The 26013-nt window shown below is 50.3% G+C and carries 21 protein-coding genes and 1 other RNA gene; 9 read left to right on the top strand and 13 right to left on the bottom strand.

Going from position 1 to position 26013, the window contains the following annotated elements:
• Positions 1–378 precede the first annotated feature (378 nt).
• From gcvP to ACN0TT_RS13880, 6 genes are all read right to left on the bottom strand, one after another.
• Positions 379–3267, bottom strand: coding sequence for an aminomethyl-transferring glycine dehydrogenase (gcvP, locus tag ACN0TT_RS13905; RefSeq protein ID WP_417762749.1), 2889 nt, complete (start codon positions 3265–3267; stop codon positions 379–381).
• 116 nt (positions 3268–3383) lie between these two features.
• Positions 3384–3773: a glycine cleavage system protein GcvH gene (gene gcvH / locus ACN0TT_RS13900; protein WP_417762748.1), complete on the bottom strand. Its 390-nt coding sequence runs from the start codon at positions 3771–3773 to the stop codon at positions 3384–3386.
• A gap of 22 nt (positions 3774–3795) precedes the next feature.
• Entirely contained in the window at positions 3796–4890 is a 1095-nt protein-coding gene (gene gcvT / locus ACN0TT_RS13895; protein ID WP_417762747.1) for a glycine cleavage system aminomethyltransferase GcvT, read from the bottom strand.
• Between the two features lie 253 nt (positions 4891–5143).
• Positions 5144–6358: an FAD-dependent oxidoreductase gene (locus ACN0TT_RS13890; protein WP_417762746.1), complete on the bottom strand. Its 1215-nt coding sequence runs from the start codon at positions 6356–6358 to the stop codon at positions 5144–5146.
• 2 nt (positions 6359–6360) lie between these two features.
• A complete protein-coding gene (gene ubiH, locus ACN0TT_RS13885; protein WP_417762750.1) occupies positions 6361–7620 on the bottom strand; it encodes a 2-octaprenyl-6-methoxyphenyl hydroxylase in 1260 nt (419 codons plus the stop codon).
• A gap of 24 nt (positions 7621–7644) precedes the next feature.
• Complete coding sequence (locus ACN0TT_RS13880; RefSeq protein WP_417762745.1) at positions 7645–8220, bottom strand: UPF0149 family protein; 576 nt, start codon at positions 8218–8220, stop codon at positions 7645–7647.
• Between the two features lie 263 nt (positions 8221–8483).
• Between ACN0TT_RS13880 and zapA the strand changes: the two genes are divergently transcribed.
• The 4 genes from zapA to sodC all read left to right on the top strand — a co-directional run bounded on the left by zapA (position 8484) and on the right by sodC (position 10710).
• The gene (zapA, locus tag ACN0TT_RS13875) at positions 8484–8792 is read left to right on the top strand and encodes a cell division protein ZapA (protein WP_417762744.1); all 309 of its coding nucleotides are present in this window, start codon (positions 8484–8486) and stop codon (positions 8790–8792) included.
• A 33-nt stretch (positions 8793–8825) separates the two neighbouring features.
• A non-coding RNA gene (gene ssrS / locus ACN0TT_RS13870) (6S RNA) lies at positions 8826–9008 on the top strand.
• A gap of 425 nt (positions 9009–9433) precedes the next feature.
• Positions 9434–10054 carry a 5-formyltetrahydrofolate cyclo-ligase gene (locus tag ACN0TT_RS13865; RefSeq protein ID WP_417762743.1) on the top strand — a complete coding sequence of 207 codons (621 nt, stop codon included), beginning with the start codon at positions 9434–9436 and terminating at the stop codon, positions 10052–10054.
• Positions 10055–10182: 128 nt separating this feature from the next.
• Entirely contained in the window at positions 10183–10710 is a 528-nt protein-coding gene (gene sodC / locus ACN0TT_RS13860) for a superoxide dismutase [Cu-Zn] SodC (RefSeq protein ID WP_417762742.1), read from the top strand.
• Between the two features lie 92 nt (positions 10711–10802).
• Here sodC and ACN0TT_RS13855 read toward each other — a convergent pair whose 3' ends face one another.
• On the bottom strand, positions 10803–11747 hold the full coding sequence (locus ACN0TT_RS13855; RefSeq protein ID WP_417762741.1) for a DUF808 domain-containing protein: 945 nt from the start codon (positions 11745–11747) through the stop codon (positions 10803–10805).
• Between the two features lie 331 nt (positions 11748–12078).
• Here ACN0TT_RS13855 and rpiA point away from each other — a divergent pair, with 331 nt between their 5' ends.
• Positions 12079–12738: a ribose-5-phosphate isomerase RpiA gene (gene rpiA / locus ACN0TT_RS13850; RefSeq protein ID WP_417762740.1), complete on the top strand. Its 660-nt coding sequence runs from the start codon at positions 12079–12081 to the stop codon at positions 12736–12738.
• Positions 12739–12828: 90 nt separating this feature from the next.
• Here rpiA and ACN0TT_RS13845 read toward each other — a convergent pair whose 3' ends face one another.
• From ACN0TT_RS13845 to brnQ, 6 genes are all read right to left on the bottom strand, one after another.
• Entirely contained in the window at positions 12829–13161 is a 333-nt protein-coding gene (locus tag ACN0TT_RS13845; protein ID WP_417762739.1) for a cupin domain-containing protein, read from the bottom strand.
• Entirely contained in the window at positions 13161–13679 is a 519-nt protein-coding gene (locus ACN0TT_RS13840) for a hypothetical protein (RefSeq protein WP_417762738.1), read from the bottom strand. The genes ACN0TT_RS13845 and ACN0TT_RS13840 overlap by 1 nt, the downstream gene beginning before the upstream one ends.
• Positions 13680–14000: 321 nt before the next feature.
• Entirely contained in the window at positions 14001–15725 is a 1725-nt protein-coding gene (gene recJ / locus ACN0TT_RS13835) for a single-stranded-DNA-specific exonuclease RecJ (RefSeq protein WP_417762737.1), read from the bottom strand.
• A 79-nt stretch (positions 15726–15804) separates the two neighbouring features.
• Complete coding sequence (gene dsbC / locus ACN0TT_RS13830) at positions 15805–16524, bottom strand: bifunctional protein-disulfide isomerase/oxidoreductase DsbC (protein ID WP_417762736.1); 720 nt, start codon at positions 16522–16524, stop codon at positions 15805–15807.
• Between the two features lie 125 nt (positions 16525–16649).
• Positions 16650–17555 (bottom strand): site-specific tyrosine recombinase XerD, encoded by a 906-nt coding sequence (xerD, locus tag ACN0TT_RS13825; RefSeq protein WP_417762735.1) that lies wholly within the window; start codon positions 17553–17555, stop codon positions 16650–16652.
• Positions 17556–17588: 33 nt separating this feature from the next.
• Positions 17589–18995 (bottom strand): branched-chain amino acid transport system II carrier protein, encoded by a 1407-nt coding sequence (brnQ, locus tag ACN0TT_RS13820; RefSeq protein WP_417762734.1) that lies wholly within the window; start codon positions 18993–18995, stop codon positions 17589–17591.
• Between the two features lie 366 nt (positions 18996–19361).
• Here brnQ and ACN0TT_RS13815 point away from each other — a divergent pair, with 366 nt between their 5' ends.
• From ACN0TT_RS13815 to ACN0TT_RS13800, 4 genes are all read left to right on the top strand, one after another.
• A complete protein-coding gene (locus ACN0TT_RS13815) occupies positions 19362–20072 on the top strand; it encodes a tRNA1(Val) (adenine(37)-N6)-methyltransferase (protein ID WP_417762733.1) in 711 nt (236 codons plus the stop codon).
• Between the two features lie 81 nt (positions 20073–20153).
• Complete coding sequence (gene srmB, locus ACN0TT_RS13810) at positions 20154–21374, top strand: ATP-dependent RNA helicase SrmB (protein ID WP_417762732.1); 1221 nt, start codon at positions 20154–20156, stop codon at positions 21372–21374.
• A 189-nt stretch (positions 21375–21563) separates the two neighbouring features.
• The gene (locus ACN0TT_RS13805; RefSeq protein ID WP_417762731.1) at positions 21564–22769 is read left to right on the top strand and encodes an efflux RND transporter periplasmic adaptor subunit; all 1206 of its coding nucleotides are present in this window, start codon (positions 21564–21566) and stop codon (positions 22767–22769) included.
• Positions 22769–25918 carry an efflux RND transporter permease subunit gene (locus ACN0TT_RS13800; protein ID WP_417762730.1) on the top strand — a complete coding sequence of 1050 codons (3150 nt, stop codon included), beginning with the start codon at positions 22769–22771 and terminating at the stop codon, positions 25916–25918. The genes ACN0TT_RS13805 and ACN0TT_RS13800 overlap by 1 nt, the downstream gene beginning before the upstream one ends.
• The last annotated feature ends 95 nt before the right edge of the window (positions 25919–26013 follow it).

The raw sequence follows: 26013 nt of genomic DNA, 5'->3' as shown, positions 1-26013 counted from the left end.
TGGTTATTTGAGCCCAGAAAACTTTGAATTAAAAAATAGTGCTTAGCAAAGTGTCCACTATTACTGGATCAGATCAAGCTGTTTCTAACAATAGTTCTATATTTCCAATAGAACTTCATTCAGTCTATCGCATTAACTGAGTTTAGTCGTACACCTTTTAAACTTGAAAACACAAATTGAGCTTGAACCTAATAAGCACAAAAGCGAACCTCTCGGTTCGCCTTTCAGTATCCAATCGATACAACCAAGCTAAATGGCGTTACTGCCGATGCTAAGGCAAGGCAGCGGGGGATTTTCGCCGCGCAGTTTACTGGAGTAAATGAGCAGCGGAAATCTTTCGCTAACGCCGCGTTAGCAAGGCCAGTAGCCATGAACAGGCTACTTATAATCTTCCATCGGCACACATGCGCAGAACAGATTTCTATCCCCATAAACGTCATCAATACGGTTTACCGTCGGCCAGAACTTGTTGGCACGTACCGCTGCGCTTGGGAACACCGCCAGTTCGCGGCTGTATGGGCGTTCGTCAAACGCTGGGTCCATGATATCGGCCATCGTGTGCGGTGCATTGTGCAGTGGGTTGTTGTCCACAGGCCACTCGCCTGCTTCTACTTTGGCGATTTCGCTGCGGATGGACACCATAGCGTCGATAAAGCGATCCAGTTCCACTTTTGATTCTGACTCGGTTGGCTCAATCATCAGCGTACCCGCGACTGGGAAACTCATGGTTGGTGCGTGGAAGCCATAGTCGTTCAAGCGCTTAGCAATATCCATTTCGGTCACGCCAGAGGCTTCTTTCAGAGGGCGCAGGTCGATAATACATTCGTGCGCGACGCGGTCGTTACGACCACGGTATAACACTGGATAGTGCTCAGACAGCTTTTTGGCTAAGTAGTTAGCGTTCAGCATGGCGTTTTGGGTCGACAGACGTAAGCCTTTGGCGCCGAGCAGTTTGATGTACATCCAGCTGATTGGCAGGATGCCCGCGCTACCGTATTGCGCCGCAGAAACTGCACCGTTGTTGTCGCTTTCTTTGCCCAGTTTCACCACCGAGTGACCGGCAACGAACGGTGCTAAATGCGCTTTAACACCGATAGGACCCATGCCTGGGCCACCACCGCCATGCGGAATTGCAAAGGTTTTATGCAGGTTGAGGTGCGATACGTCAGCGCCGATAAAGCCCGGTGAGGTAATGCCTACCTGTGCATTCATGTTGGCACCGTCCAAGTACACTTGGCCGCCGTGTTGGTGAATGATGTCGCAGATTTCGCGTACGGATTCTTCATACACACCGTGAGTCGATGGGTAAGTGATCATGATACACGCGAGGTTGTCGGCCACTTCGACAGCGCGCGCACGCAGGTCGTCTAAGTCAACGTTACCTTGCTTGTCACATTCAACCACCACCACTTTCATCCCCGCCAGCTGCGCTGATGCCGGGTTAGTCCCGTGGGCAGAGTGTGGGATCAAACATACGTCGCGTTGGCTTTGGCCGTTGGCGTCGTAGTATTTTTTAATTGCTAGCAGGCCAGCGTATTCGCCTTGCGCACCTGAGTTAGGTTGCATGCAAACCGCGTCATAGCCTGTGATTTCCACCAGCCATTGTGCCAGTTCATCCACCATTTGGGTGTAACCAGCGGCTTGTTCTTGCGGGCAGAATGGGTGCATGTTGGCAAATTCTGGCCAGCTGATCGGCAGCATTTCTACGGCAGCGTTCAGCTTCATGGTGCAAGAGCCGAGCGAAATCATCGAGTGGTTCAGCGCCAAGTCTTTATCTTCTAAGCGCTTGATGTAGCGCATCATCTCAGTTTCGCTGTGATACTGATTGAAGGTTGGATGGGTCAGAATCGCATCATCACGCAGCAGGTGTGGCGGAATAGACAAGCTACCGTTAGCCACAATGTCGCTATCGAGTTTAACCACATCCAAACCATGCCCTGCGCCAAGGATGACATCAAACAGTTCAGCGATATCAGCGCGGGTGGTGGTTTCTGCCAAGCTCACGCCCAGCGTGCCTTCAGCATCCACACGCAGGTTAACTTCAGCTGCGTTAGCACGGGCGATAACCGCGTCTTTGTCTGCCACGCTAAAGGTCAACGTATCAAACCAAGTGTTGTTGCTTACGCTCACGCCTTTGGCGGTCAAACCAGCCGCCAAAATATCGGTCAGGCGGTGAATGCGCTCAGCGATGTTTTTTAGACCTTGTGGGCCGTGATATACCGCGTAGAACGAGGCCATGTTGGCCAGCAATACTTGCGCAGTACAGATGTTAGAGTTGGCTTTTTCACGGCGAATATGTTGCTCGCGCGTTTGCATGGCCATACGCAGCGCACTGTTACCGCGAGTATCTTTTGATACGCCGATGATGCGGCCCGGGGCGGAACGCTTGTGCGCGTCTTTAGTGACGAAGAAGGCTGCGTGTGGGCCACCAAACCCCATAGGCACACCAAAGCGTTGGCTAGAGCCGAAAATTACGTCGGCGCCAATGGCAGCAGGTGATTTCAGCATGACCAGTGACATGATGTCTGCCGCGACGGTGATAACCGCTTTTTTCTCTTGCAGCTTGGCAAACAGTTCAGCAAAATCGCCAATCGCACCGGTTTTGCTGGTGTATTGGAACAGTGCACCAAACAACTCGTGATCAGCGGCGGTGTTAGCTGGGCCAACCACCACGTCAAAACCAAAACATTCGGCGCGGGTTTTCACTACGTCGATAGTTTGTGGAAACACATCATCGGCCACAAAGAAGATGTTGGTTTTTTTAGCTTTAGAGACGCGTTTTGCCAATGCCATGGCTTCAGCCGCGGCGGTAGCTTCATCCAGCAGCGAGGCGGAAGCTAAGTCCAGACCGGTCAAATCCATCGACATCTGTTGGTAGTTCAAAATCGCTTCTAAACGGCCTTGGGCAATCTCAGGCTGATATGGCGTGTATGCCGTGTACCAACCTGGGTTTTCCAGCACGTTACGCAGGATCACGTTGGGTACTTCAGTACCGTAGTAACCCATGCCGATGTAGCTTTTGAATACCTGATTTTTAGTCGCAACATCGTGCAAATATTCAAGGCCAGCGGCTTCAGTGCAGCTGTCATCCAGCGCCAATTCGCGGTTCAGGCGGATGGCACTTGGTACGATTTGCGCGGTGAGATCATCTAAAGATTCGGCGCCCACATAGTTGAGCATCTGCTGCTGCTGGTCAGCATCAGAGCCGATATGGCGGCGGATAAAGAGATCGTGTTGCTCGAGCTGAGCGAGGGTTTGCTTGGTCATGTGACTATTGTTTCCACTTGTCGCCGATGTACACCTTGTAGGGGGAGGCTAAGCATCGGTCACTATTATGTTCAAACAAACGAAGCCCCGCGAAGGGGCTTCGTGCGCACCGACGATTACTCTTCGTCGATGACGGCCTGATAGGCTTCAGCGTCCAGCAGGTTTTCCAGATCGCTTTCATCTGAAGGCATTACGCGGAAGAACCAGCCGTCGTTGTATGAGTCGCTGTTTACCAGCTCTGGGCTATCTTCCAGCGCTTCGTTGACTGCCAATACTTCACCAGAGATAGGTGCGTAGATGTCAGACGCCGCTTTAACAGATTCTGCCACAGCGCAGTCATCGCCAGCGCTCAGGGTATCACCCACTTCTGGCAGTTCTACGAATACCATGTCACCCAACAGCTCTTGCGCGTGTTCAGTGATACCTACGGTGTAGCTGCCGTCAGATTCTTTACGAACCCATTCATGTGAAGCGGTGTAGAGTAGTTCGTTAGGAATGTTGCTCATTCTTGTCTTCCTTTGCCTTAATTCAGAATGCTTGTTTGCCGTTGCGCACAAAATTGGGTGCGATCACTTTCACAGGGACGCGCTTCTTGCGCATATCCACTTCGGCACTATCTCCGATGGTGTTCGGAACACGTGCCATCGCAATAGAATAGCCCAATGTGGGTGAGAATGTACCGCTGGTAATAATGCCTTCGTGCTCTACACCGTTATCATCGGTGAAATACACAGACATGCCGTGACGCAGTACACCTTTTTGTTCCATCACCAGCCCAACCAGTTTGTCGGTGCCAGTGGCTTTGAGTTCCGTCAGTGCAGCACGGCCGATAAAGTCGCGGTCGCTGGGTTCCCACGCGATGGTCCAGCCCATGTTGGCCGCTAATGGATTGATGGTTTCATCCATATCTTGACCATACAGGTTCATGCCAGCTTCTAAACGCAGCGTGTCACGCGCGCCAAGGCCAGCAGGCTGTACGCCCGCATCCAGCAGTGCTTGCCATAGGTCAGCCGCCTGCGCTTCTGGCACCATGATTTCGTAACCCGCTTCACCAGTGTAACCGGTCGTGGCGATAAACAGTGAACCCGCTTGTACACCAAAAAATGGCTTCATACCTTCAACTGCCGCGTTTTGCTCGGCGGTAAATACGGTAGCTGCTTTCGCTTTGGCATTTGGGCCTTGCACGGCGATCATGGCAAGTTCTGGTAGCTCAGTGATGCTGACATCAAAGGCGGCGGCTTGCTTGTTGATCCATGCGAGGTCTTTTTCGCGAGTGGCGGAGTTAACCACCATGCGGTAATAGGTATCGGTGAGGTAGTAGGTGATCAGGTCGTCAATCACACCGGCATCTTCGTTAAGCATGCCGCTGTACAGTGCTTTACCACTGACTTTGAGTTTAGCGATATCGTTCGCCAGCAGATAACGCAAAAACGCTTGCGCTTGGTCGCCTTTAATATCGACTACCGTCATGTGCGACACATCAAACATACCTGCGTCTTGACGCACGGCATGATGCTCTTCAATTTGAGAGCCGTAGTTCAGCGGCATATCCCAGCCGTGAAAGTCGACAATCTTTGCATTAGCTTCTACATGCTTAGCGTAGAGAACAGTTTTATTAGCCATTGTTATCCCTTCTCTGTCGGGGCTTGCGATGTTCTTATCCTGCTGATACAGGGTCAAAATGCTCATCGAGTATAAACTGCGGCCGAATTTGTTATACAGGTTAAATTTCTAATCCGAGATAACATGCATTAGTTTTACTTATACATAAGCCTTAATAAAACCCTCTAGTGAGTGCGCAACAAGCAAAATAAAAGCCCAAAATATTATTTTATTTTGGGATTTTATGCGGATTTAGGAATTTAAACCAGATTTTCTAATTAGGCCGACACAATGACGGTAACTTAAATTTATGCCCCATGGCCTGTTGCATGAACAGTGTTTTCATTCCTGAAACACTATTAACGAGGTTTAAGCCGATATCGCGGATCGCTTTCTTCACCGGATTATTACCTAAGAACAGCCGATGGAAGCCCTCCATTGCGGCAATCATCTCCATTGCTTCCGCTTTGCGCCAGCGTTCAAGCGTACGCAGGTTTTCGTAGGCGCCGATGTCTTTATCTTCGCGGTGCAGTTTGCTGATCACTTCCACAATCGCCCCTGCATCTAAAAAACCCAAGTTTACCCCCTGCCCCGCTAATGGATGGATGGTATGGGCAGCATCACCAGCTAACACGAGGCGGTGTTGGGCAAAATGACGGGCAAAACGCATGCGCAGCGGATAAGACTGGCGCTCGCTTTGCAACTGGCATAAGCCGAGCTTGCCATCAAAGGCCGCCGTCAGCGCCTTGTTAAAGGCTTCATCATCCAGCGCGAGAAGTTGCTCAGCTTTCTCCGGTGGCACTGACCACACAATTGAGCATAAGTCGGCTGCAAACAGTGGCAAAAAGGCTAGCGGGCCATCGGCCGAAAACGCTTGGCGAGCACAGCCGTTGTGCGGCAATTGGGTTTTGATGGTGGCAACAATGGCTTGATGGTCGTAATCCCAAAACGTTAGCGGAATTTGGCACTGCTGGCGCACCCACGAGTTAGCGCCATCGGCCGCAACAACCAGCGCAGCACTTAAGCTGTCGCCACGTTCAAGGGTGATCCATGCTTCGCGTTCGCCAAATGCCAACGTGCGCACCTGTTCATTTTCCAGCAGGGTTACATTGGTTTCATCATGGGCACTTTGCGCTAAAGCGTACTGGATTGCGTCATTTTCGATAATCGTGCCGAGGGAATTTTCACAGATATTGGCGGCATCGAACTGGATTGCGCCCATGCCATCTTTTTCCCATACGTCCATTTTGCTGTATGGCGCGAGCCGCTCGGCGGGAATATTTTGCCAAGCGCCCAAGTTTTCTAACAACGCTTGGCTGGCTTTGTTAATGGCGCTGACACGCAGCCGCGGGACACCGCTGACCGGTGCGGCGGCGCGGCTATCAATCACCACCACTTGCAGGCCAGACTTAGCTAAGCCACACGCTGTTGCTAAACCAACCATGCCACCGCCAATCACAGCTACATCATAACTTTGGGTTTTGAACATGCTTAGCTCCTTGTCCACAAAATGCTTTGCTGCCGCCCTTGCCAGCCCATCGCCCGTTGCGCTACCGGCGCTTTCAATGGCGGAAACCACGACAACATGCGCAAGCCAAGATTACGTCCAGCCACCAACGGCCAATGTTGATTGGAGAACCCGCGCACTAATAATGCGATATTGGCGATGGTCTCACGACGATCTTGTGTACGGCTTGCTAGATAATCATGGATCACTTTTACGCCGCCGACATCCCCATTTTGCGCCAATGCTACGCCGACCACGTCAATTAACGCCATGACATCACGCAAACCTAGGTTAAACCCCTGCCCGGCAATGGGATGTAATGTCTGTGCGGCATTACCTATATAAAGGGTACGGTGATACGCCGGACGCGGCATTTGCGATAACGCCAGCGGATAACTGTGGCGCTCGCCCACTTTGACAAACTCGCCTGCGCGATTGCCAAAGGCTTGCTGTAGCGCCTGTAAAAAATCTTCGTCCGCTAACGCGAGGTGTTGCTGCAGTAACGGCGTCGCCATGGCCCACACTAACGATAAACGCGGTTGGCCTTCGCTATCCGCCATCGGCAGTAGTGCTAATGGGCCGTGTTCAGTAAACCGCTCATAAGCCATATGCTGATGCGGTTTACTGCAGGTGACATTAGCAATAATGGCGCTTTGCCCAAATTCGTCCACAGCTAGCGGTTGCTGTTGCAGTGTGCGCACTTGCGAGTTGAGGCCATCGGCGGCCACCAGCAGTTGGCAGGCAATTTGGCGACCATCATCCAGCGTTAAGGTGTGCTGCCGCGCGGTGCTGTTGATAGTGGTTAAACTGGCTGGGCAGTAATAAGTGATATCACTTTTTTGCAGTAAGGCTTCCAACTGCTGGCCGACACGGGTGAGTTCCACCACTTGCCCGAGCGCATCAAGATGAAACCGCTCGGCGTTGATTTCAGTCATGCCAAAATGGCCGCGATCAGACACGTGGATATCGGTAATGGCGGTGCCCAACTTGGCCAGATGCGGCCAGAGCCCAATCTGTTTGAGGGCAAAAATAGACCCATGTGCCACGGCGATGGCGCGGGCATCAAAACCGGAAGCTTGTTGACCTGATTGATGAGCCTCAATCACGGCGATACGCAGTGGTTTGCCTAAACGTTTAGCTTGCTCGGCGAGGCCTAAGGCGGCAATCGCCCCCACCATAGCGCCGCCGACAATGGCAATATCCACTTGCGTCAAATTGGCGTTCAAATCCATTGTTGTTATCAGGCCAGTGCTGCTGACCTGTACTCCTTAATGCAAAATACCTTTATCTTGCTCGGCGTTTGCCACCGCTTGTGCGTGCAGCACAAACTCAGTAAAGCATAAGATGGCAGACATGCGGACAAACTCTAACAACTCTTCAAAGGCGCTTTCGCTCTCTTCGTCATCGCCGACGTTCAGATCCACTTGGGTGATCTCGGCCAAATCGCGGATCACGTCACGCACATCGGCAGAAGATTGGTTCAGCTTTGGCTGCACCACGGCAATACCGGTAAGAAAACTCTGGGTCCACAACGATAGTGCTTCTAAGCGGGTTGCTAGAGGTTCCTCTTCCTCTGGGAGCAACAGGGTGAAGCCAAAATCAGGATCGGCTAAACGCGTTGCGACATCTTGATGCATCTCTTGCAGTAATGCATTGAGTGCATCTGGCAGTGCCTGCCCGTCGTTCATCAACTCGCGCATCGGCTGCTGCCACTGTTGTTCGGCCGCGCCGCCACAAATAATACCGACTAAAGCGCCGTGCACTTCTACAGGATGTTGACCGATTTCAGCACTGTCTAACTGTTCGCGCAGCTTGTCGATCTGTAATGAAGGAGGAGTAGCCATATCCAACAATCTCATTGGTAAAAAATACTCGGCCAATGCTATCAGAGTTGCCCACACTCACCAAGGGAATGAGCGCACAACTGTTCGCTCCACAGCTGTGCTAAGTCAAAACTTAAGCGTATTATGTGGTTTGTTAGCTAACTGTTCAGTGAAACGTCAAACAAACAATAATTAATTAACGGTTCAGCTTGGTAGCTTGCACTTTAAAACAATGGCCTTTATAGTCCGCCTCAAGAGCAAGGCAAACGGAAGATTGTCAAAAAATGAGTACTAATGCTGTTGATATCACCCTAATGGGCCGCAGCTACTCAATTGCTTGTCCCGCTGGGCAGGAGAAGGCTCTGAAACTGGTGGCGCATAATATTGAGCAGCAGTTAACCCAGCTTAAAAGCCGCACAAATAGCCTTAGCCGTGAAGATTTATTAGTGATGGCGGCACTAAATATCGGCCACGAATTGTTGTCCGAAAAGACGAAAAATCAAGAATATATGGAACAGATGGATGATCGCATCCGTGTGTTGCAGTCGACACTAGAACAAGCGCTGGTTGAGCGCAGTGATAGACACGACTAAAATAGAGTTATGAGTGATTCACTCAACAAGTTTTGCTCCCTGGGGTGTTCGCCTGCTGGTAATGTCCCTGTGCCGATATCTATGACCAAAGGGTTATTGTTTTTACTGACATTGAGCATGCTCGGCTTGACCGAGAAGCCTTAGGAGGTAATCAGTGACCCGACCTTGAACTTCTGGTTCAAGGGCTTACGCCGGTAACGGCACCCTGGGGAGCACCCTAATTCAATCGGCCTAGGGGCTGTTTATCTTTGCTGATTGTTTTTGCAGCAGACAGCGCGTGATTTAGGCAAGGCAGGTGATGTGCCGTGTAGTTATTCTCCACCAACAGCGCCTAACGCTGAATAAATTACGCGCTGTCGCTGCCCGAAGGGTTCATTTAAACGCCGCCTGAACTTTGTTGCGTCCAGCTTGCTTAGTTGACTAAGCGTCGCAGGTCTCGCCTCGTTCATAACGCGTTTAATTTGAACAAAAATGAAACACTAAAGATAAACAGCCCCTAGTGATTTCACTGGCCGATTTTTCATTTCTACACGGTGCTGATGATAGTGCCGCCGCTTTTTCACTAAGTTGTCCGCACGCCGTTGCCGATAAGCGCACCGTTCCATTATGCTGTGTAGCATTATGTTTAGCGGAGATCCCCCGTGACTGAACTGGCAGGCCATGCCGTCATCCATAATGCGCGCTTGGCGCAATGCAAAACCCTTCGGCAACAGATACGCCATCAGCGCCGCGCCTTAACGCCTGAGCAACAACAACAAGCCGCCGAGGCAGCATCACAGCGGCTGCTGCAATTGCTTGATACTCTGCCCAGCATTCGCCAAGTTGCCCTCTATTTTAGTTGCGATGGCGAACTGGATACCACGCCGTTATTTACTGCCTTATGGCAACGCGGTATCGCCACTTGCTTACCGGTACTGCATCCGTTTAGCCATGGGCAGCTGTTGTTTTTGCAATATCACAGCGCCAGCCAGATGGTGCTCAATCGGTTTGGCATTGCCGAGCCGAAACTCAATATCGGCGAATTGGTGTTACCCGCGACACTCAATCTGATTGTTACACCATTAGTGGCATTTGATGATGCGGGGAATCGCATGGGCATGGGCGGCGGTTTTTATGATCGCACCTTAGCCAATCCGGCTATCAAAGCGCTGGCAGTAGGCTATGCTCATGATTGCCAATATCGTGCGCAGTTGCCTATAGCGCCATGGGACATTCCGTTACCGATTATCACCACGCCAACACGGCTGATTGATAATCGCTAAAATAGCAAAAATTTGATTTGCGTCACATATTTGTTGCGTGTAGGCTGAATTCCTTGCCGTAGGCGCGGTTTGGTTATCGCTTGTTGATGCCAAGTTACGGCCCATTCAATACCAATGGAGAGGTTGTTATGTTTAAACGTTCAATGCTCGCGCTGGGATGCTCAGCGTTGCTGTTATCTTCAGCTGCTATGGCGAAAGACGCGCAAGTCAGCGTTTCGCTTTTGACTGCCAGCGGTGAAACACCTATCGGCACCGTTGAGTTAGCAGACTCAGCTTATGGTTTAGTGCTCACACCTCATCTTAAAGAGTTAACTCCCGGCGTTCATGGTTTTCACATTCACCAAAACGGTAGCTGTGGCCCATCTGAAAAAGATGGCAAAACTGTCTTAGGTGGTGCAGCCGGTGGTCACTTTGATCCAGACAAAACGGGTAAACACGGCTATCCGTGGACCGATAACAACCACAAAGGCGATCTGCCCGCCTTGTTTGTGACTGCTGATGGCATGGCACACACACCAGTATTGGCACCACGTTTGAAAGTGGCTGACGTAGTTGGTCACGCGCTGATGATCCACGCTGGCGGCGATAACCACTCTGACGATCCAAAACCACTGGGTGGCGGCGGTGCACGTATGGCTTGCGGTGTAATTCAATAGTCAACTACGCCAACACCACATCAAAAAAAACGCCGCTTCAATTGAGCAGCGTTTTTTATTGCAGATATTTTATTGGACGTAGCTTGAGTCGATTACTCGCTGGTAACTGACTGCTTCACTTTGCCAATGAGCGACATCAGCAGCAACACCACCGCACCAGCAATAATGCCTAATAGCGCATTCATCAATACCGGCAGTAACATATGCAGCAAACCACCGACACCGTCGACAGCTGACGCTGCTACGGCTTGCTGTTCAATCCACTCACCAATGACATGAATCCCATGGGCAATAATGCCTCCACCAACCATAAACATGGCGGCGGTACCCACCACGGTAAGTAGCTTCATCAACTTGGGCGCAGCGCTGACTAATAGCAAGCCCAAGCGACGCACTAAGTCCCACAGGCTGCCTTGCCCTTGGCGTTCACTTAGATACAAGCCTGCATCATCCAGTTTTACAATGGCGGCGACTAGCCCATACACACTGGCGGTAATCACCACAGCGATGATCACTAACGTGGCAAGTTGAGTAACAAAGCTGCTGTCAGCCACAATGCCCAACGTCAGCACGATGATCTCGGCCGAGAGCACAAAGTCAGTGCGAATTGCTCCTTTGATTTTGCTTTGCTCCCAAGCTTCAAGCCCCCCCGCTTTTTTGAGTCGTTCCTCAGCATCCGCCTCAGAGTGCGGCTCTGCTTTATGAGTGAGTTTGTGCCACAGCTTCTCAAAGCCTTCAAAACACAAAAACAAACCGCCCAACATCAACAACGGCATAATTAACCACGGCACGAACGCGCTAATTAGCAGTGCGGCAGGCACCAATATCGCTTTATTGCACAGTGAGCCTTTAGCTACCGCCCATACCACTGGCAACTCGCGCTCGGCGCGAAAGCCCGTCACTTGCTGAGCGTTAAGGGCTAAATCGTCCCCCAGTACGCCAGCCGTCTTTTTGGCGGCAACTTTGCTCATTAACGCCACGTCATCAAGAATGGTGGCGATGTCATCTAGCAAGGTCAGCAGACTTGCTCCTGCCATGTGGTCACTCCTTTTTAAGTCACAGTAACAATCGATTAAACCAGTTTGAGTCAGCAGTTTAACTTAGTCATTATGGCTTTGCTGAAGGATTTTGCAGCAGCTAGCGCGCTTGATTTGCCGCGTGCTGCCAAATGCGGATTTTAGTTCAATCGTTCAGTGTTGTTGGCCGCATCGCCCGCTACGGTGTTTAGCGTGAATAACCGACAAACCGCATGACGGCTATTCATTTCGGTAAATTTAAGTTGATTGTTCAGCAACCGCTGCAGTAATCACAGGATGTGGCTATAATAACGCCCGTTACTCTTCCATCCTTGTCAATCTGGAACCCATAATGACCCAAGATGAACTGAAAAAAGTCGTTGGCTGGGCAGCCCTAAAATACGTTGAAAAAGACAGTATTGTAGGTGTTGGTACTGGCTCTACTGTCAATCATTTCATTGATGCTCTAGGCACCATCAAAGCCGATATTGAAGGCGCGGTTGCCAGCTCAGAAGCCTCTGCCGCCCGCTTGAAAGCCCATGGCATTCCTGTTTTCGATTTGAACTCCGTTGACCAAATGGATATCTACGTCGATGGCGCGGATGAAATCAATCCGTACATGGAGATGATCAAAGGGGGTGGCGCAGCCCACACTCGCGAAAAAATCGTTGCGGCCGTGGCGAAGAAGTTTATCTGTATCGCTGATGCAAGCAAGCAAGTGGATATTTTGGGTCAATTCCCGCTGCCGGTTGAAGTCATTCCGATGGCACGCTCTTATGTCGCACGTGAATTAGTCAAATTAGGTGGCGACCCTGTGTATCGCGAAGGGGTGATCACCGATAACGGCAATATCATTTTGGACGTTTACAACTTCAAAATTGACAACCCAATCCGTATGGAAAATACCATCAACAACATCACGGGTGTGGTTGCTAATGGTATTTTTGCGCTACGCCGTGCAGACATTGCCCTGATTGGTACCGATGACGGCGTGAAAACGATTACGCTGTAACCGCCGCTCGCGCGATAAAACATTGCCAAAGAGACACAGCCGCAGCCGCTCGCTCGCGGCTTTTTTATTGCGCCGTTGCCAGTTGAGCGGTTATGCAGGAAAGAACATGGCTAACCAAATGGTAATATCATCGGGCTGAGTCCAGCTGACGCGGTGGCGGCAATGTGCGGGCAACAACACACTGTCGCCGACTTGTAGCGCGATCTCAGTGCCATCGGCATAAGCGATACGTGCTGCACCTTGTAGCAATATGACCCATTCATTTTCCGCCTGATCATACCATTCGCCTGCAGGAGTGATTTGGCCTTGGGACATGATGCGTTCAAGACGCACATTGGCACTATTGATCAGGCTATCAAACTGCTCTGCCGCCAACGCTGACGGCAGTGGGTGCAGTAGATTATGTACAGTAGGTAATGGCATTACGACTCAAACGGTGAATGCACGTGGCGGTTATCAACCATAGTGATAAAGCCTTTCGACGGCGATAACTGTAACTTTAAGCTGTAGCTAAACGAGCGGTTAATATCATCCGCAAAGCTGACATCAAAAGCATAACGATATTGGCTACATGCCTGCGAAGCTAACCATTTTTGAAATTCAGCAAACTGTTGTTGGCCTGCTTCCGTCAATTGGAAATCGTAGCGGTTGCGTGACTGCGTCACAAAAATCCAACTGCGTTCAGCCTGCATCATATCCATGCCGACCAAAGCGAGCGGAAACTCTTTGCGCACTTTACCTTCAGCTGACTCAATTTCAGCGCCAAGGGTAATGGTTCGTAGTTTAACAAAATCATCCACCACTAAACGGGCACGGATGGAGTTAGGGCTAATACCGACAAAATCCTGTTCGTCAAATGTCACTACGTGACTGCTATCCTTATCAGACACTGATGCACATCCTGATACCAGCAATGTCAGCATCAACAACATGTATTTCATTACTTATCTCCTGTCTGACCGCCGTAAAAAGCACGCTATCTGTTCAGCAGCAATGACCACTTAAAAAAATAGTGCAATTATTTAAACATTTTTTTTACATCAAAGTTCCACAAAAAGATATTTTTTTAAAAACAACGATTAAATACATAGCCTATATCACCCAATGTGGTGGGATGTCCTAGTGCTTTAGCTTTAAATTATGAAGGGTGTAACAAAAGTTACAGTTACATGGAATAAAGATGGCTGCTGCATCACATAGCAAACGAAAAAGCCGCCATAAACGGCGGTTTTAAAGAAGAGTAATAACAGCGTAAAACGGGATTACTGCGCTTCGAGCTGATCAATCAGCAATTGCAAACTGATATTGCCACGGAACTCATTGATATCTAACTTATAGACCGCGCGCACATGCTGTACGCTAGCATCTGGCCACACGGTTAAATCGACATTGAAGGCAATGCCGTCCACCATCACACTGCCGCATTCACTTTCAAGCACTAACTTGAGGTGTTTTTCGCCCACGAGCCGCTGCTGTAAGACACGGAAATAACCATCAAATGTCGGTTCTGGAAAGGCTTGTCCCCACGGGCCGCCATCACGCAGTAACTGGGCAGTATCAAGGGTGAATAGCTCCAGCGGCAGTTCGCCATCGGTCAGCAACTCGCCCGCCAGATCTTTCTCAGACAGTTGGCTGCGTACCGCCGCGTCATAGGCTGCGGCAAAATCGCTAAAGGCTGCCTTGGCTAACGTTAGCCCTGCCGCCATGGCATGACCGCCAAACTTTTTGATCATGCCCGGATGGCGCGAGTTAATCAGCTCTAACACATCACGCATATGCAAGCCGGGAATCGAGCGCGCTGAGCCTTTAATTTCCGTCTCACTCGATTCCGCAAAAGCGATCACTGGTCGGTGATAACGCTCTTTAATCCGTGATGCCAAAATACCAATGACCCCTTGGTGCCAATCGGCTTGATACAGGGCGATGCCCCACGGCATATCTTCTTTACCAAACTCTAACGTGCGCAACCGCTGCAATGCTTCTTGCTGCATACCGGCCTCAAGCTCTCGCCGCTCTTGGTTTAAACCATCAAGCTCACTGGCCATGCGCCGCGCCGACATCAAGTCATCGCACAATAGGGTTTCAACGCCGAGTGCCATATCATCCAAGCGCCCTGCGGCATTCAGCCGTGGGCCAACGGCAAAGCCGAAATCGGAGGCGACTATTTTTTCCGGTACCCGCCGCGCCACTTCCAGCAAGGCGGTGATCCCCGGCCGACAAACCCCAGCCCGTACCCGCTTTAGCCCAACATCCACCAGAATGCGGTTGTTGTTATCGAGCGCGACCACGTCTGCAACTGTGCCCAGCGCCACCAGATCGAGCAGATGTGCCAAGTTAGGTTGCTGCATGCCACGAGCGGCAAAGTAATCGCGGCTGCGCAGTTCAGCTCGCAGCGCCGTCATCAAATAAAACGCCACGCCGACCCCCGCTATCGATTTAGAAGCAAAAAGACAGCCGGGTTGGTTGGGGTTAACAATGGCATCCGCCGCCGGTAATTCGGCGCCCGGCAAGTGGTGATCGGTAACAATCACGGTCATGCCTGCCGTTTTCGCGGCTGCTACACCTTCAATTGAAGAGATACCGTTGTCGACGGTGATAATCACCTCAGCGGCTTTCTCTTTGGCCACCTCAACAATTTCAGGGCTGAGGCCATAGCCAAAATCAAAGCGGTTGGGGATCAGGTAATCACAGTGGTAATAACCAAACATCCGCAGCGCTAATAAGCACACCGAAGTTGAGGTAGCACCATCGGCATCAAAATCGCCCACAATCACCAAGCGCCGCTGCGCCGTCATCGCATCCGCCAACAGCCGAGCAGCCTCGGTTAGCCCTTTCATGGTGCTCGGGCTGAGCATACGCTGTAGCACTAACTCACATTCGTCAGGCGTGACGCCACGGCGAGCGTAGAGCTGCTTGAGTAGTGGATGCATTTGTGATGGCAGGTGGCTGTCATCAACCTGAGGGCGGCGCACAATGGTATGGATCACGGGGAAATTCTTCTACAACGGATAAACAAATAACAAAAAGGTGAGCACGATACTCACCTTGTCAACATAGCCACTCAGCTTAGTTAATGCGGCTCAGCGCTTGGTTAAGTTGTTCTGGCGGTACGTACCCTGGCAGCATGGTGCCATCTTCCAACACCAGAGATGGCGTACCATTAATACCAAAGCTCACACCTAAACGATATTGCGCAGGAACATCAGCGGCACAAGTGGCAGAAGGTACTGATTTACCAGACTTGGCATCGTCCATCGCTTTCAATGGATCTTTAGCACACCATATAGATTCCATCTCATCAGCCACTTTTGACGGTACGCCTGAGCGCGGGTACGCCAAGTAACGTACGGTAATGCCTAAGTCGTTATAGTCTTTCATCTGCTGATGTAACTTGCGACAGTAACCGCAAGTGATATCGGTAAACACAGTAACGACATGTTTTTCATTCTTCGCTTTGTAAACCAGCATTTGGTCTTCAAACGGTTTAAGTTTTTCCAATCGCGGTTTTGCCATCGCGGCTTCGGTCAGGTTGTTCATACCGTCAGCCATATCGTACATGGTGCCTTGCAGTAACTTGCTACCATCTGGCGAGACGTACAAAATGCCGTGGCTAGTCACGGCTTGCAGCAAGCCTGCGACTGGAGACTCAGTTAAGCTAGTGATTTCAATACCTAAGGTCTTGGTCAGCTTTTGTTGTAACGCGGTAAGGTCTTGCGCTGGCGCGGCAAACAACATTGGGGCAACTGCGAGGGATAAACACAGAGTAACAAGGTGAGGCAATTTCATTTTACGTCTCTCTTTAATACGTCAACCAGCAAACGGCTGACGTGCAGGGAATTGAGGCACACTAACGCTTATATTGGTGTAAAGCAACCGCCAAAATATGAGCAAATATATTACTCCCCCTCATACTAGCCGCGTGGATGGAATTGTGCATGCAACTGCTGCAAGCGCGCCTGTGCCACATGCGTATAGATTTGCGTGGTCGAGAGCGAGCTATGCCCCAGTAGCAACTGCACCACCCGTAAGTCAGCACCGTGATTCAGTAGATGAGTGGCAAACGCATGACGCAAGGTGTGTGGTGATAATGACTTTGTGATACCAGCGCGTAAGGCATACAACTTAATTCGGTGCCAAAAGGTTTGTCGCGTCATCATGCGGCTACGCAGTGACGGAAACACCACATCACTCGCGACATCGCCCAACAGCAATGGCCGCGTATGTTGCAGATAACGGCTGACTTCATCCAGCGCCACCTCGCCCAGCGGCACTAACCGTTCTTTACCGCCTTTGCCGGTGACCCGCACTAAACCTTGGCGCAAGCCTAGTTGCTCCATGGTCAAACCAACCAACTCACTCACCCGCAGGCCGGTAGCGTATAGCAATTCCAGCATCGCTTTATCACGAGCTTCAACCGTGTCTTCTGGCTGAGGTTCCGCCAACAAGGCATCGACATCCGCTTCGGTGAGCGTATCGGGCAATTTACGCGCTAACTTAGGCGAGGCTATGAGCGCCATCGGGTCTTTTTCTATCTGTTTACTGACCAGCAGAAAACCATAAAAACGCCGTAGGCTACTGAGTAAACGCGCTTGCGAGCTGGCTTTGATACCCTCATCAAATCGTTTACCCAGATAGTCTTGGACGATATCGCGCGCGGCGTCGATTAACTGCACGCCACGCTGCTGCAGGAACGCATCAAAATGTTGCAAATCGGTACGGTAAGCAGAAAGGGTGTTGTCACTTAACCCTTTCTCAGACCACAGATCATCGATAAAGGCTTCGACGATCGGGTCTGGTTGATACACATTGGCAGGCAAAACTGCACTCCATTTGCGTTCAGCAACGAAATATTACTGAGCGTGAGTTGTCGCTGGGCGGGTATTGTGGCCAATGATAATGCAAATCAGCACACTGACCAAGGTAGGAACTAACCACGCCATACCCTGATCGTACAGCGGGAACTTAGACATCACGGGAGCCACCCATGCGGCAAAGTCGACAACAGCTTGGCTCAAAGCACTGGTGTCATTCACATCAAAGGATTTCATGGTCTTAGCGGCAACTTTTAGGCCATCAAAAATACCAAAGAACAGCGCAACCAACAGCGAGACTCGGTGCGTCAGTTTCGGACGACGGAAAAAACGCTCAAGGAATGTCACCAACACCAAGGCAATCGCGACCGGATAGACCATCATCAATACTGGAATACTGATAGTAATCAAATGGCTTAAACCGACGTTAGCCACCACGGCGCAGACGATACTCAGTGTCACCACCAACACGCGGTAAGACAGTCCCGGTAGCAGTTCACTAAAGAAATCAGAACAGGAAGTCACCAAACCGACAGCCGTCGTCAAACATGCCAAACCCACCACCAAAGCCAATGCCAGATTGCCGTATACCCCGAAGTATTGGTTCACATAGTTAGTGAGGATCTGCCCGCCGGTCGTGGCACCTTTCCCCAATTCCCCAGCGGTAGCGCCAAGGTAAAACAGTGAGATATACACAAACGCCAAACCTGCGGCAGCAATAAAAGCAGCACGAGTCAGATAACGGGTTTGTAGCGTCACATCATCGACGCCTTTTTTACGCAGCAAGTCGATAATCAACATGCCGAACATCAGCGATGCCAAGGTATCCATGGTGCTGTAGCCATCAACAATCCCCTTCGAGAGTGGATGGCTGGCATAGTCTTCTGTCGGCGCGGGCATGGCACCACTGGCGAAAACAATCACAGATACGGCTAAGCCAATCAACAGCACAATCAATAGTGGGGTAAGGAATTTACCAACGCTATCCATCAATTGGCCGGGGAACAACGCCAGCAACATCACCAAGGCAAAGAAAAGCAGGGTAAAAAGCAACTGCGCTTGATTGAGTGCCAAGTCCCCAAGATGAATTAGGGCAGTGCTATTTTCCAAGAAAGGTTTAATGCCGATATCATAAGCCACAAGGCCCGCACGTGGCGCGGCAAATGCGGGACCGATAATGATATAGATAGCAGACGCCAGCAGCATGGCGGCCACTGGCGGCAGCATGCGCATCACCTTGCCTTTAGATTTTGCCACCGCAATCAAACCTGCGAGCGGTAATCCTACCGCAGTGATCAGAAATCCCACCATGGCGTAAGGCGTATTGTCGCCCGCCTGAAATCCTGCCATTGGCGGGAAAATCAGGTTACCCGCGCCTAAAAAGAAGGCGAAGGCCATAAATCCAAGGCCAATGATATCGCCCGCAGTTAATTGCTTATTTTGCACAGTTTGCCTCTAAAGTTATTATTTTTTATCCAGCTTCATTCATTTTGAGGAAAATGCCCATAAATCCAGATGACACGCAGATTTATCGCTCGCTTCCCATATTGGCGGCGCCGTCATTTTTATTAAATGGCACATCTAAAGAACGGTCTGATTTCTCGCCATATCGTTGTTACCCCGATATTACCGCCCCACTATTACCAAAGCCTTACCTGTCGAGCAATAGCGAAACACGTAAAACAATTGCAATTTCAAACAACAAAACGCAATGAACTCGGCCAAATTCACACTAAAGTGCAGCTAACCCACTGCTATGGCGCGATAAACTTGGTTACAATATTGCACTCATTTTTCAGCTAAGGATTTTCTGTGCCGTTCACCTTTAAACAATTTCACATCGACGACACAGATTGTGGCATGCCCGTCAGTACCGATGGTGTTTTACTCGGCGCATGGTCGCTGGTTGCTGGCGCACAACAGATCCTCGATATCGGTGCTGGCAGTGGTCTACTGAGCTTAATGGCGGCACAGCGTAACGCGCAGGCTCAGATTGATGCGGTAGAACTGGATGATGGTGCCGCGGCAGCCTGTCAGCGCAATTTTGCGGCATCGCCTTGGGCGGCACGTCTGCGGTTGCACCATTGCAGCATCCAAGCTTTCAGCGCCGCAACCACTGAGCGCTACGCATTGATCATCTGTAACCCGCCCTACTTTGCTAGCGGCCCATTAGCCAGTAACCAAGCGCGGGCACAAGCTCGCCATACCTTGAGTTTACCCTTTGCCGAGTTGATGACCTGCTGCCAGCAGCTGTTAGCCGCCAACGGCGTGGCCTGTTTTATTATTCCAACGCCAGCATTAGCGGACTTTCAAGCTACGGCCACCACAGCGGAGTTTAGCTACCAACGCGCGGTAGCCGTCAGCAGCGTCACAGGAAAAAACGCACAGCGACAGTTAGTGCTGCTTGCTAACCATGCGCCAACCCAGCCTTGGCTCAGTACCCCATTTGCCATTTGCGATCAGCACGGCGAGTACACGCCAATAATGCGCCAGCTCACCCAAGATTTTTATCTTAAACTTTAACGTTAATCCGTTTGCTTAAATGCTGTTACCGCAAGCGATGAACAGGTATACTGCCGCGCGATTCAATACGAGAGTATTTGCATGCTATTTGAAGAGTTCGATTTAGATCCAGCACTGCTGGATGCCCTAAAGGCGATGGATCACCAGACGCCTACCAGTATTCAGCAACAAGCGATTCCATTAGCGATGGAACAGCGCGATCTGCTGGCGCACGCCCCTACAGGTACCGGTAAAACGGCTAGCTTTTTGCTGCCTGCGCTACAGCACCTCATTGATTTTCCACGTCGTCGTGGTGGTCAAGCGCGAGTTCTGATCCTCACGCCAACCCGTGAGTTGGCCAGCCAAATTCACCGCTATGCTTGTCACCTTGCTAGTGATTTAGACCTAAACATCGCCATCATCACCGGTGGTGTACCTTATGCTCCACAGCAAGAAACCCTCGCGGGTAATGTCGACATTTTGGTCGCCACCCCTGGCCGTTTACTGGAGTATCTCGACAAAGGTAACTTCAAAGCGACCGACGTTGAGATCATGGTGATTGACGAAGCCGACCGCATGTTGGATATGGGCTTTACTAAAGTGGTACAAACTCTCGCGATTGAAGCGCAGGAATGTAAGCAAAAGATGCTGTTCTCCGCCACGCTGGAAGGCTCTGGTGTGCAGATTTTTGCCAACACTTTGCTGAATAATCCCGTCACAGTCGCCACTGAACCACCGCGTAGCGAAAAGAACAAAATTCATCAGTGGGTGCATCTGGCGGATGACAAAAACCATAAGTTCGCACTGCTTTGTGCCATTTTGCAGAGCGAAGATGTGACTCGCGCCATAGTGTTTGTCAAAACACGCGAAACCGTAGCGAGCCTAGAAGGTTTGCTACAACAAGCGGGTATTCCGGCGGCGTTTATGCGCGGCGATATGGAACAGAAAAAACGTTTCCAAGCCTTAGGCCGTTTCACCAAAGGTGAAGTAAAAGTGCTGCTGGCGACTGACGTTGCCGCTCGCGGTATTGATGTGGATGATATCAGCCACGTGATCAACTTTGACATGCCGCGCTCTGCCGATATTTATGTGCACCGTATTGGTCGTACCGGTCGCGCGGGTAAGAAAGGTACTGCTATCTCGTTAGTTGAAGCCCATGATGTAGGCATTCTAGCCAAAATTGAGCGTTATACCGAACAACGTCTAAAACGACGTGTCATTGAAGGTTTGCGCCCAAATAACAAAGAAGCCAAGGTGCCAACCAAGAAGAAAAGTAAAGAGAAGGCTAAAAAATCAGCAAAAGCCAAGAAATCTAAAAAGTGATTAATTAGAAGTAGATAGCATGTTAAAAGGGCACAGATTGTGTCCTTTTTTACGATAAAAACTTGCAACATTTGGTCACTTATGTGGTTTGACACATTTTCTTTACAAAAACCAATTTATTGCCATTAGCGCTTCTGGTAACTTAAGCGCCAGAATTGGGCTAGCTAAACACATGGAACGAACTCCGCTATGAATCTTTTTCTGAGACGGGTATTACCGCCGATCTTGTTGATTGCACTGACTCTATTAGTGATCATTGCGTTATTTGCCACCAAAAAACCTCCGGAAAAAAAACCGGAAGAAGAAAGCTTGCCGGTGGTGAATGTTATTCAGGTCGAACCCGACACAGAAACCCTGTCGGTTGCCTCCTACGGCACCGTAGAGCCCAAGTACCGCACACTATTAGTCAGTGAAGTACGTGGCCGTATTCAGTCTATCTCGCCGCTCTTTGTTGCTGGTGGCATGGTGAAAGAAGGCGATGAGTTAGCGGTTATTGAACCGTTTGACTATCAAGCTGACCTCAAACAAGCCCAAGCCAATCTGGCACAAGCACAAGCCTCACTGGAAGAGGAACGTGCCCGTGCTGAAGTCGCTAAGGTTGATTTCCAAGGTTTTTCGGGCATTCCGCCAGAACTAGGCCTACGTAAACCGCAATTGAAACAGCAACAAGCCAACGTTAAGTACGCTGAAGCTGAGCTAGCTCGCGCCCAACGTAACTTAGAACGTACCGTGATCCGTGCCCCGTTTGATGGCTTAGTAACATCTCGCGATGTGGATTTAGGGCAATACGTGACCGCGGGCAATAACTTGGGTGAACTGTACGACACCTCGGTGGCCGAAGTACGTTTGCCACTGGCCAACAAAGATCTGGCCTATATCGAATCGGCTGACAACCCATACACCGAAGTTACCCTGTTGGCCGAATTAGCTGGCAAAAAGGTGAAATGGGTGGCCAATATCGTTCGCAGCGAAGGCGTAATCGATGCTAATAACCGCATGGTTTATCTGGTGGCCGAAGTACAAGACCCTTACCTGCGTCATACCATTGCCCAAACCGGCCAAATGTCATTGAAGTTTGGTAGCTTTGTTGATGCGGAAATCCGTGGTCGTACCCTGCCTAACGTTGCCAAATTACCGCGCTATCTGGTGCGCAATAATAAAATTGCCGTTGTGGATAAAGACAACCGTATTGAGATGCGTCCGGTGAAAGTGGTGCGTACCGATATGGAAAACGTCTACATTCAAGACAGCTTAAAAGCAGGCGAACGGGTCGCGAAAACCACCTTGATGAATATGGAAACCGGCCTGAAAGTAAAGGTGTCAGGTGACGCCAATAACGCCTCGCTCACGCTTGATGAGCAACAGCGAGATTTGGCGAACGCAGGGAACGAATAATGGAAACAGAGAATAAAGAAACTGGCATTATTGCCTGGTTCGCACGCAATAGCGTTGCCGCTAATCTGCTGATGTTTCTATTGGTTATTGGTGGTTTGTTTTCAGCGTTTACCATCAATAAAGAGGTGTTTCCCACCTTTGAGTTGAACTACCTCAGGATCAGCGTGGCCTACCCAGGTGCCGCGCCGCAGGAGATTGAGGAAGGCATCAACATCAAGATTGAAGAAGAGCTACGCGATGTGGTGGGGATTAAGAAAATCACCTCAGTCGCCAGTGATGGCGTAGGCTCGGTGACCATTGAAGTGGCCGACGGCTATGATCCGAAAGATGTGCTCGATGAAGCCAAACTGCGCATCGACTCGATTTCAACCTTCCCTGCCAACATTGAACGGCCAGATATCTTCCGTATTCGCCCAGAAAACAATGTCATTTGGGTGTCGGTCTATGGCGATATCGACCAACACGAAATGAAAGAGCTGGCAAAGCAGATCCGTGACGAGTTAACTGACCTCCCCGCCGTTACCCGCGCCAGCGTGGCTGGCGTGCTGGATTATGAGATCAGTATTGAGCTATCAGAAGACAAGCTGCGTGAATATGGCCTGACCTTTTCCCAAGTTGCCACTGCGGTACAAAACTACTCGATTGATCTGCCAGGCGGCTCAATTAAAGCGCAAGATGGCAACATTTTGCTGCGTACTAAAGCCCAAGCCTACACCTATGACGATTTTGCCAAAATTGTAGTCAGTACCCGCGCTGACGGTAGCCGCATTATGCTGCCCGATGTCGCCACCATTAACGATGGTTTTGAAGAACGCCTAGATTACACCCGCTTTGACGGTAAGCCTGCCGCGATTATCGAAGTCACCAGTATTGATGACCAAGATGCGATTGCGATTGCCGACCAAGTTAAGGCCTATATTGCCAAACGCAAAGCCACCCTGCCAACCGGCGCACAACTGGATTATTGGGGGGACTTAACCCACTACCTTAAAGGGCGTTTGAGCATGATGTTGAACAACATGCTTTATGGTGCTTTTTTGGTATTCATCATTCTGGCAATCTTCTTAGATTTGAAACTGGCTTTCTGGGTGATGCTGGGTCTGCCGATCTGTTTCCTCGGCGCCCTCGCGTTGATGCCGTTGGAGTTCATCGGTCTGTCGATCAACATGTTGACGTTGTTCGCCTTTATTTTGGTGCTGGGGATCCTCGTGGATGACGCAATTGTCATTGGCGAAAGTGCCCATACCGAAACCGAAAAGTATGGGCACTCAGTAGATAACGTGATCCGTGGTGCCAAGAAAGTCGCCATGCCTGCCACCTTTGGGGTGCTGACCACCATCGCCGCCTTTATTCCGATGCTGATGGTGCCTGGCCCCATGGGGATCCTTTGGATCTCCATCGGCTTGATTGTGATTCTGTGTTTGACGTTCTCGTTAATTGAATCCAAGTTGATCTTGCCTGCGCATTTAGCGCATATGAAACCAAGTAAAAACCCCAACAGCTTTATGGCGCGTAACCGCCGTAAATTTAACGATAAAGTGCAGTACTTCATCGACGTGAAATACCGCGGTTTTATGGAAAGACTGATCCCCAACCGTTACACCGTGATGATGCTGTTTACCTGCCTGCTGTTTGTTTCCATCGCTATGGTAGCCACAGGCAAGGTACGCTGGGTGTTCTTCCCTGATATTCCATCTGACTTTATTCAAGTTAACCTTGAGATGGATGAAGGCTCGTCAGAGCAAAACACCCAAAAAGTGGTGATGCAGATTGAAGACGCGCTGTATGCCATGAACGACAAGATGATCAAAGAGCTGGGCTATCCAGTGGTTAACCATAGCTTTATCAATATGGATAGCCGCACCTCAGCCTTTATCTTCGCTGAGCTGACCAAATCAGAAGACCGTGACGTTGATGGCAACACCATTGCCGAAGCTTGGCGTAAGCAATTGCCTGAACTGATTGCGGTGAAAAACCTCAGCCTCAATGCCAGCACCAATGGTGAAGGCGGCGATATCTCCTTCCGCCTAGTGTCGAGTGACCTAGAGCAGTTGGCAGCAGCGTCTGATGCATTGAAGAAAAAACTGTCAACCTTCGATGGTGTGCATGATGTCGCCGATAACTTCTCGTCCGGTAGCCATGAAATCAAGCTGCAGATCAAACCAGAAGCCGAAGCGCTTGGGTTAACCCTGTCAGATTTGGCGCGCCAAGTACGCTATGGTTTCTACGGCTTTGAAGCGCAGCGTTTCTTGCGTAATAAGGAAGAGATCAAAGTGATGGTGCGTTACCCGCAAGAGCAACGTACGACCATAGGTTACTTGGAAAACATGATGATCCGTACTGCGGATGGCAACCAAGTGCCGTTTAGTAGCGTCGCCAATGTGAAACTGGGTGACAGCTACTCGTCGATCACTCGTGTGGATGGCCGCCGCGCGATTACCATTACCGCCAACGCCAACAAAGACAAGGTGGAGCCATCCAAAGTGGTGAGCGAAATCACCAAGGACTATTTACCTGAGTTGGAAAAGCAGTATCCGCACATTTCAACAACGTTAGACGGCGCCACCCAAGATGAAGCCGATGCGTTAGTGGGTTTAGTGAAAGGTTTCGTATTCGCTATCTTCACTATCTATGCGCTGATGGCGATTCCGCTGCGCTCCTACAGTCAACCAATTATCATCATGTCGGTGATCCCGTTTGGTATGATTGGCGCGCTGTTTGGTCACTTAGTGTTGGGCTTATCGATGTCCATCCTCAGCTTGTGCGGCATTGTCGCCTTAGCGGGCGTGGTGGTGAATGACTCGTTGATTCTGGTCGACTTTGTTAACCGCGCACGCTCAGAAGGGTTCTCGATGCACGACGCGGCGATTAACTCAGGCTGTGAACGTTTCAGAGCGATTATTCTGACCTCGTTAACCACCTTTGTTGGCTTGATCCCCATTATCACTGAGAAGAGCTTACAGGCACAGATTATGATCCCAATGGCGGTATCGCTGGCCTTTGGTATTCTGTTCTCCACTGTAGTCACGCTGATTATGGTGCCGCTGTCTTACCTGATTTTGGAAGATTTGAAGGCAGGTTTCCGCCGCGTTGGCCGTGGGTTCCATCGGTTATATGTGTACTGGTGGAAACCGGAACACGAGCATTAATTGCCAGCCCAAAACGCTGTTCACTGTTCAACACCGCTCTGTTTAGTCACTGAGCGGTGTTGAACTTATGCACAGTTTGACCGTGACAACATTTC

Source organism: Shewanella sp. (assembly GCF_048265805.1).
GTDB lineage: Bacteria > Pseudomonadota > Gammaproteobacteria > Enterobacterales > Shewanellaceae > Shewanella.
The sequence above is the reverse complement of the archived record's forward strand: the minus strand, read 5'-3'. Positions and strand labels throughout refer to the sequence as shown.

Bases quoted from the DNA above. Each gene is read 5' to 3' on its own strand.
- gcvP (WP_417762749.1), bottom strand. From the start codon at position 3,267: ATGACCAAGCAAACCCTCGCTCAGCTCGAGCAACACGATCTCTTTATC.
- gcvH (WP_417762748.1), bottom strand. From the start codon at position 3,773: ATGAGCAACATTCCTAACGAACTACTCTACACCGCTTCACATGAATGG.
- gcvT (WP_417762747.1), bottom strand. From the start codon at position 4,890: ATGGCTAATAAAACTGTTCTCTACGCTAAGCATGTAGAAGCTAATGCA.
- ACN0TT_RS13890 (WP_417762746.1), bottom strand. From the start codon at position 6,358: ATGTTCAAAACCCAAAGTTATGATGTAGCTGTGATTGGCGGTGGCATG.
- ACN0TT_RS13880 (WP_417762745.1), bottom strand. From the start codon at position 8,220: ATGGCTACTCCTCCTTCATTACAGATCGACAAGCTGCGCGAACAGTTA.
- zapA (WP_417762744.1), top strand. From the start codon at position 8,484: ATGAGTACTAATGCTGTTGATATCACCCTAATGGGCCGCAGCTACTCA.
- sodC (WP_417762742.1), top strand. From the start codon at position 10,183: ATGTTTAAACGTTCAATGCTCGCGCTGGGATGCTCAGCGTTGCTGTTA.
- ACN0TT_RS13855 (WP_417762741.1), bottom strand. From the start codon at position 11,747: ATGGCAGGAGCAAGTCTGCTGACCTTGCTAGATGACATCGCCACCATT.
- rpiA (WP_417762740.1), top strand. From the start codon at position 12,079: ATGACCCAAGATGAACTGAAAAAAGTCGTTGGCTGGGCAGCCCTAAAA.
- ACN0TT_RS13845 (WP_417762739.1), bottom strand. From the start codon at position 13,161: ATGCCATTACCTACTGTACATAATCTACTGCACCCACTGCCGTCAGCG.
- ACN0TT_RS13840 (WP_417762738.1), bottom strand. From the start codon at position 13,679: ATGAAATACATGTTGTTGATGCTGACATTGCTGGTATCAGGATGTGCA.
- dsbC (WP_417762736.1), bottom strand. From the start codon at position 16,524: ATGAAATTGCCTCACCTTGTTACTCTGTGTTTATCCCTCGCAGTTGCC.
- srmB (WP_417762732.1), top strand. From the start codon at position 20,154: ATGCTATTTGAAGAGTTCGATTTAGATCCAGCACTGCTGGATGCCCTA.
- ACN0TT_RS13805 (WP_417762731.1), top strand. From the start codon at position 21,564: ATGAATCTTTTTCTGAGACGGGTATTACCGCCGATCTTGTTGATTGCA.
- ACN0TT_RS13800 (WP_417762730.1), top strand. From the start codon at position 22,769: ATGGAAACAGAGAATAAAGAAACTGGCATTATTGCCTGGTTCGCACGC.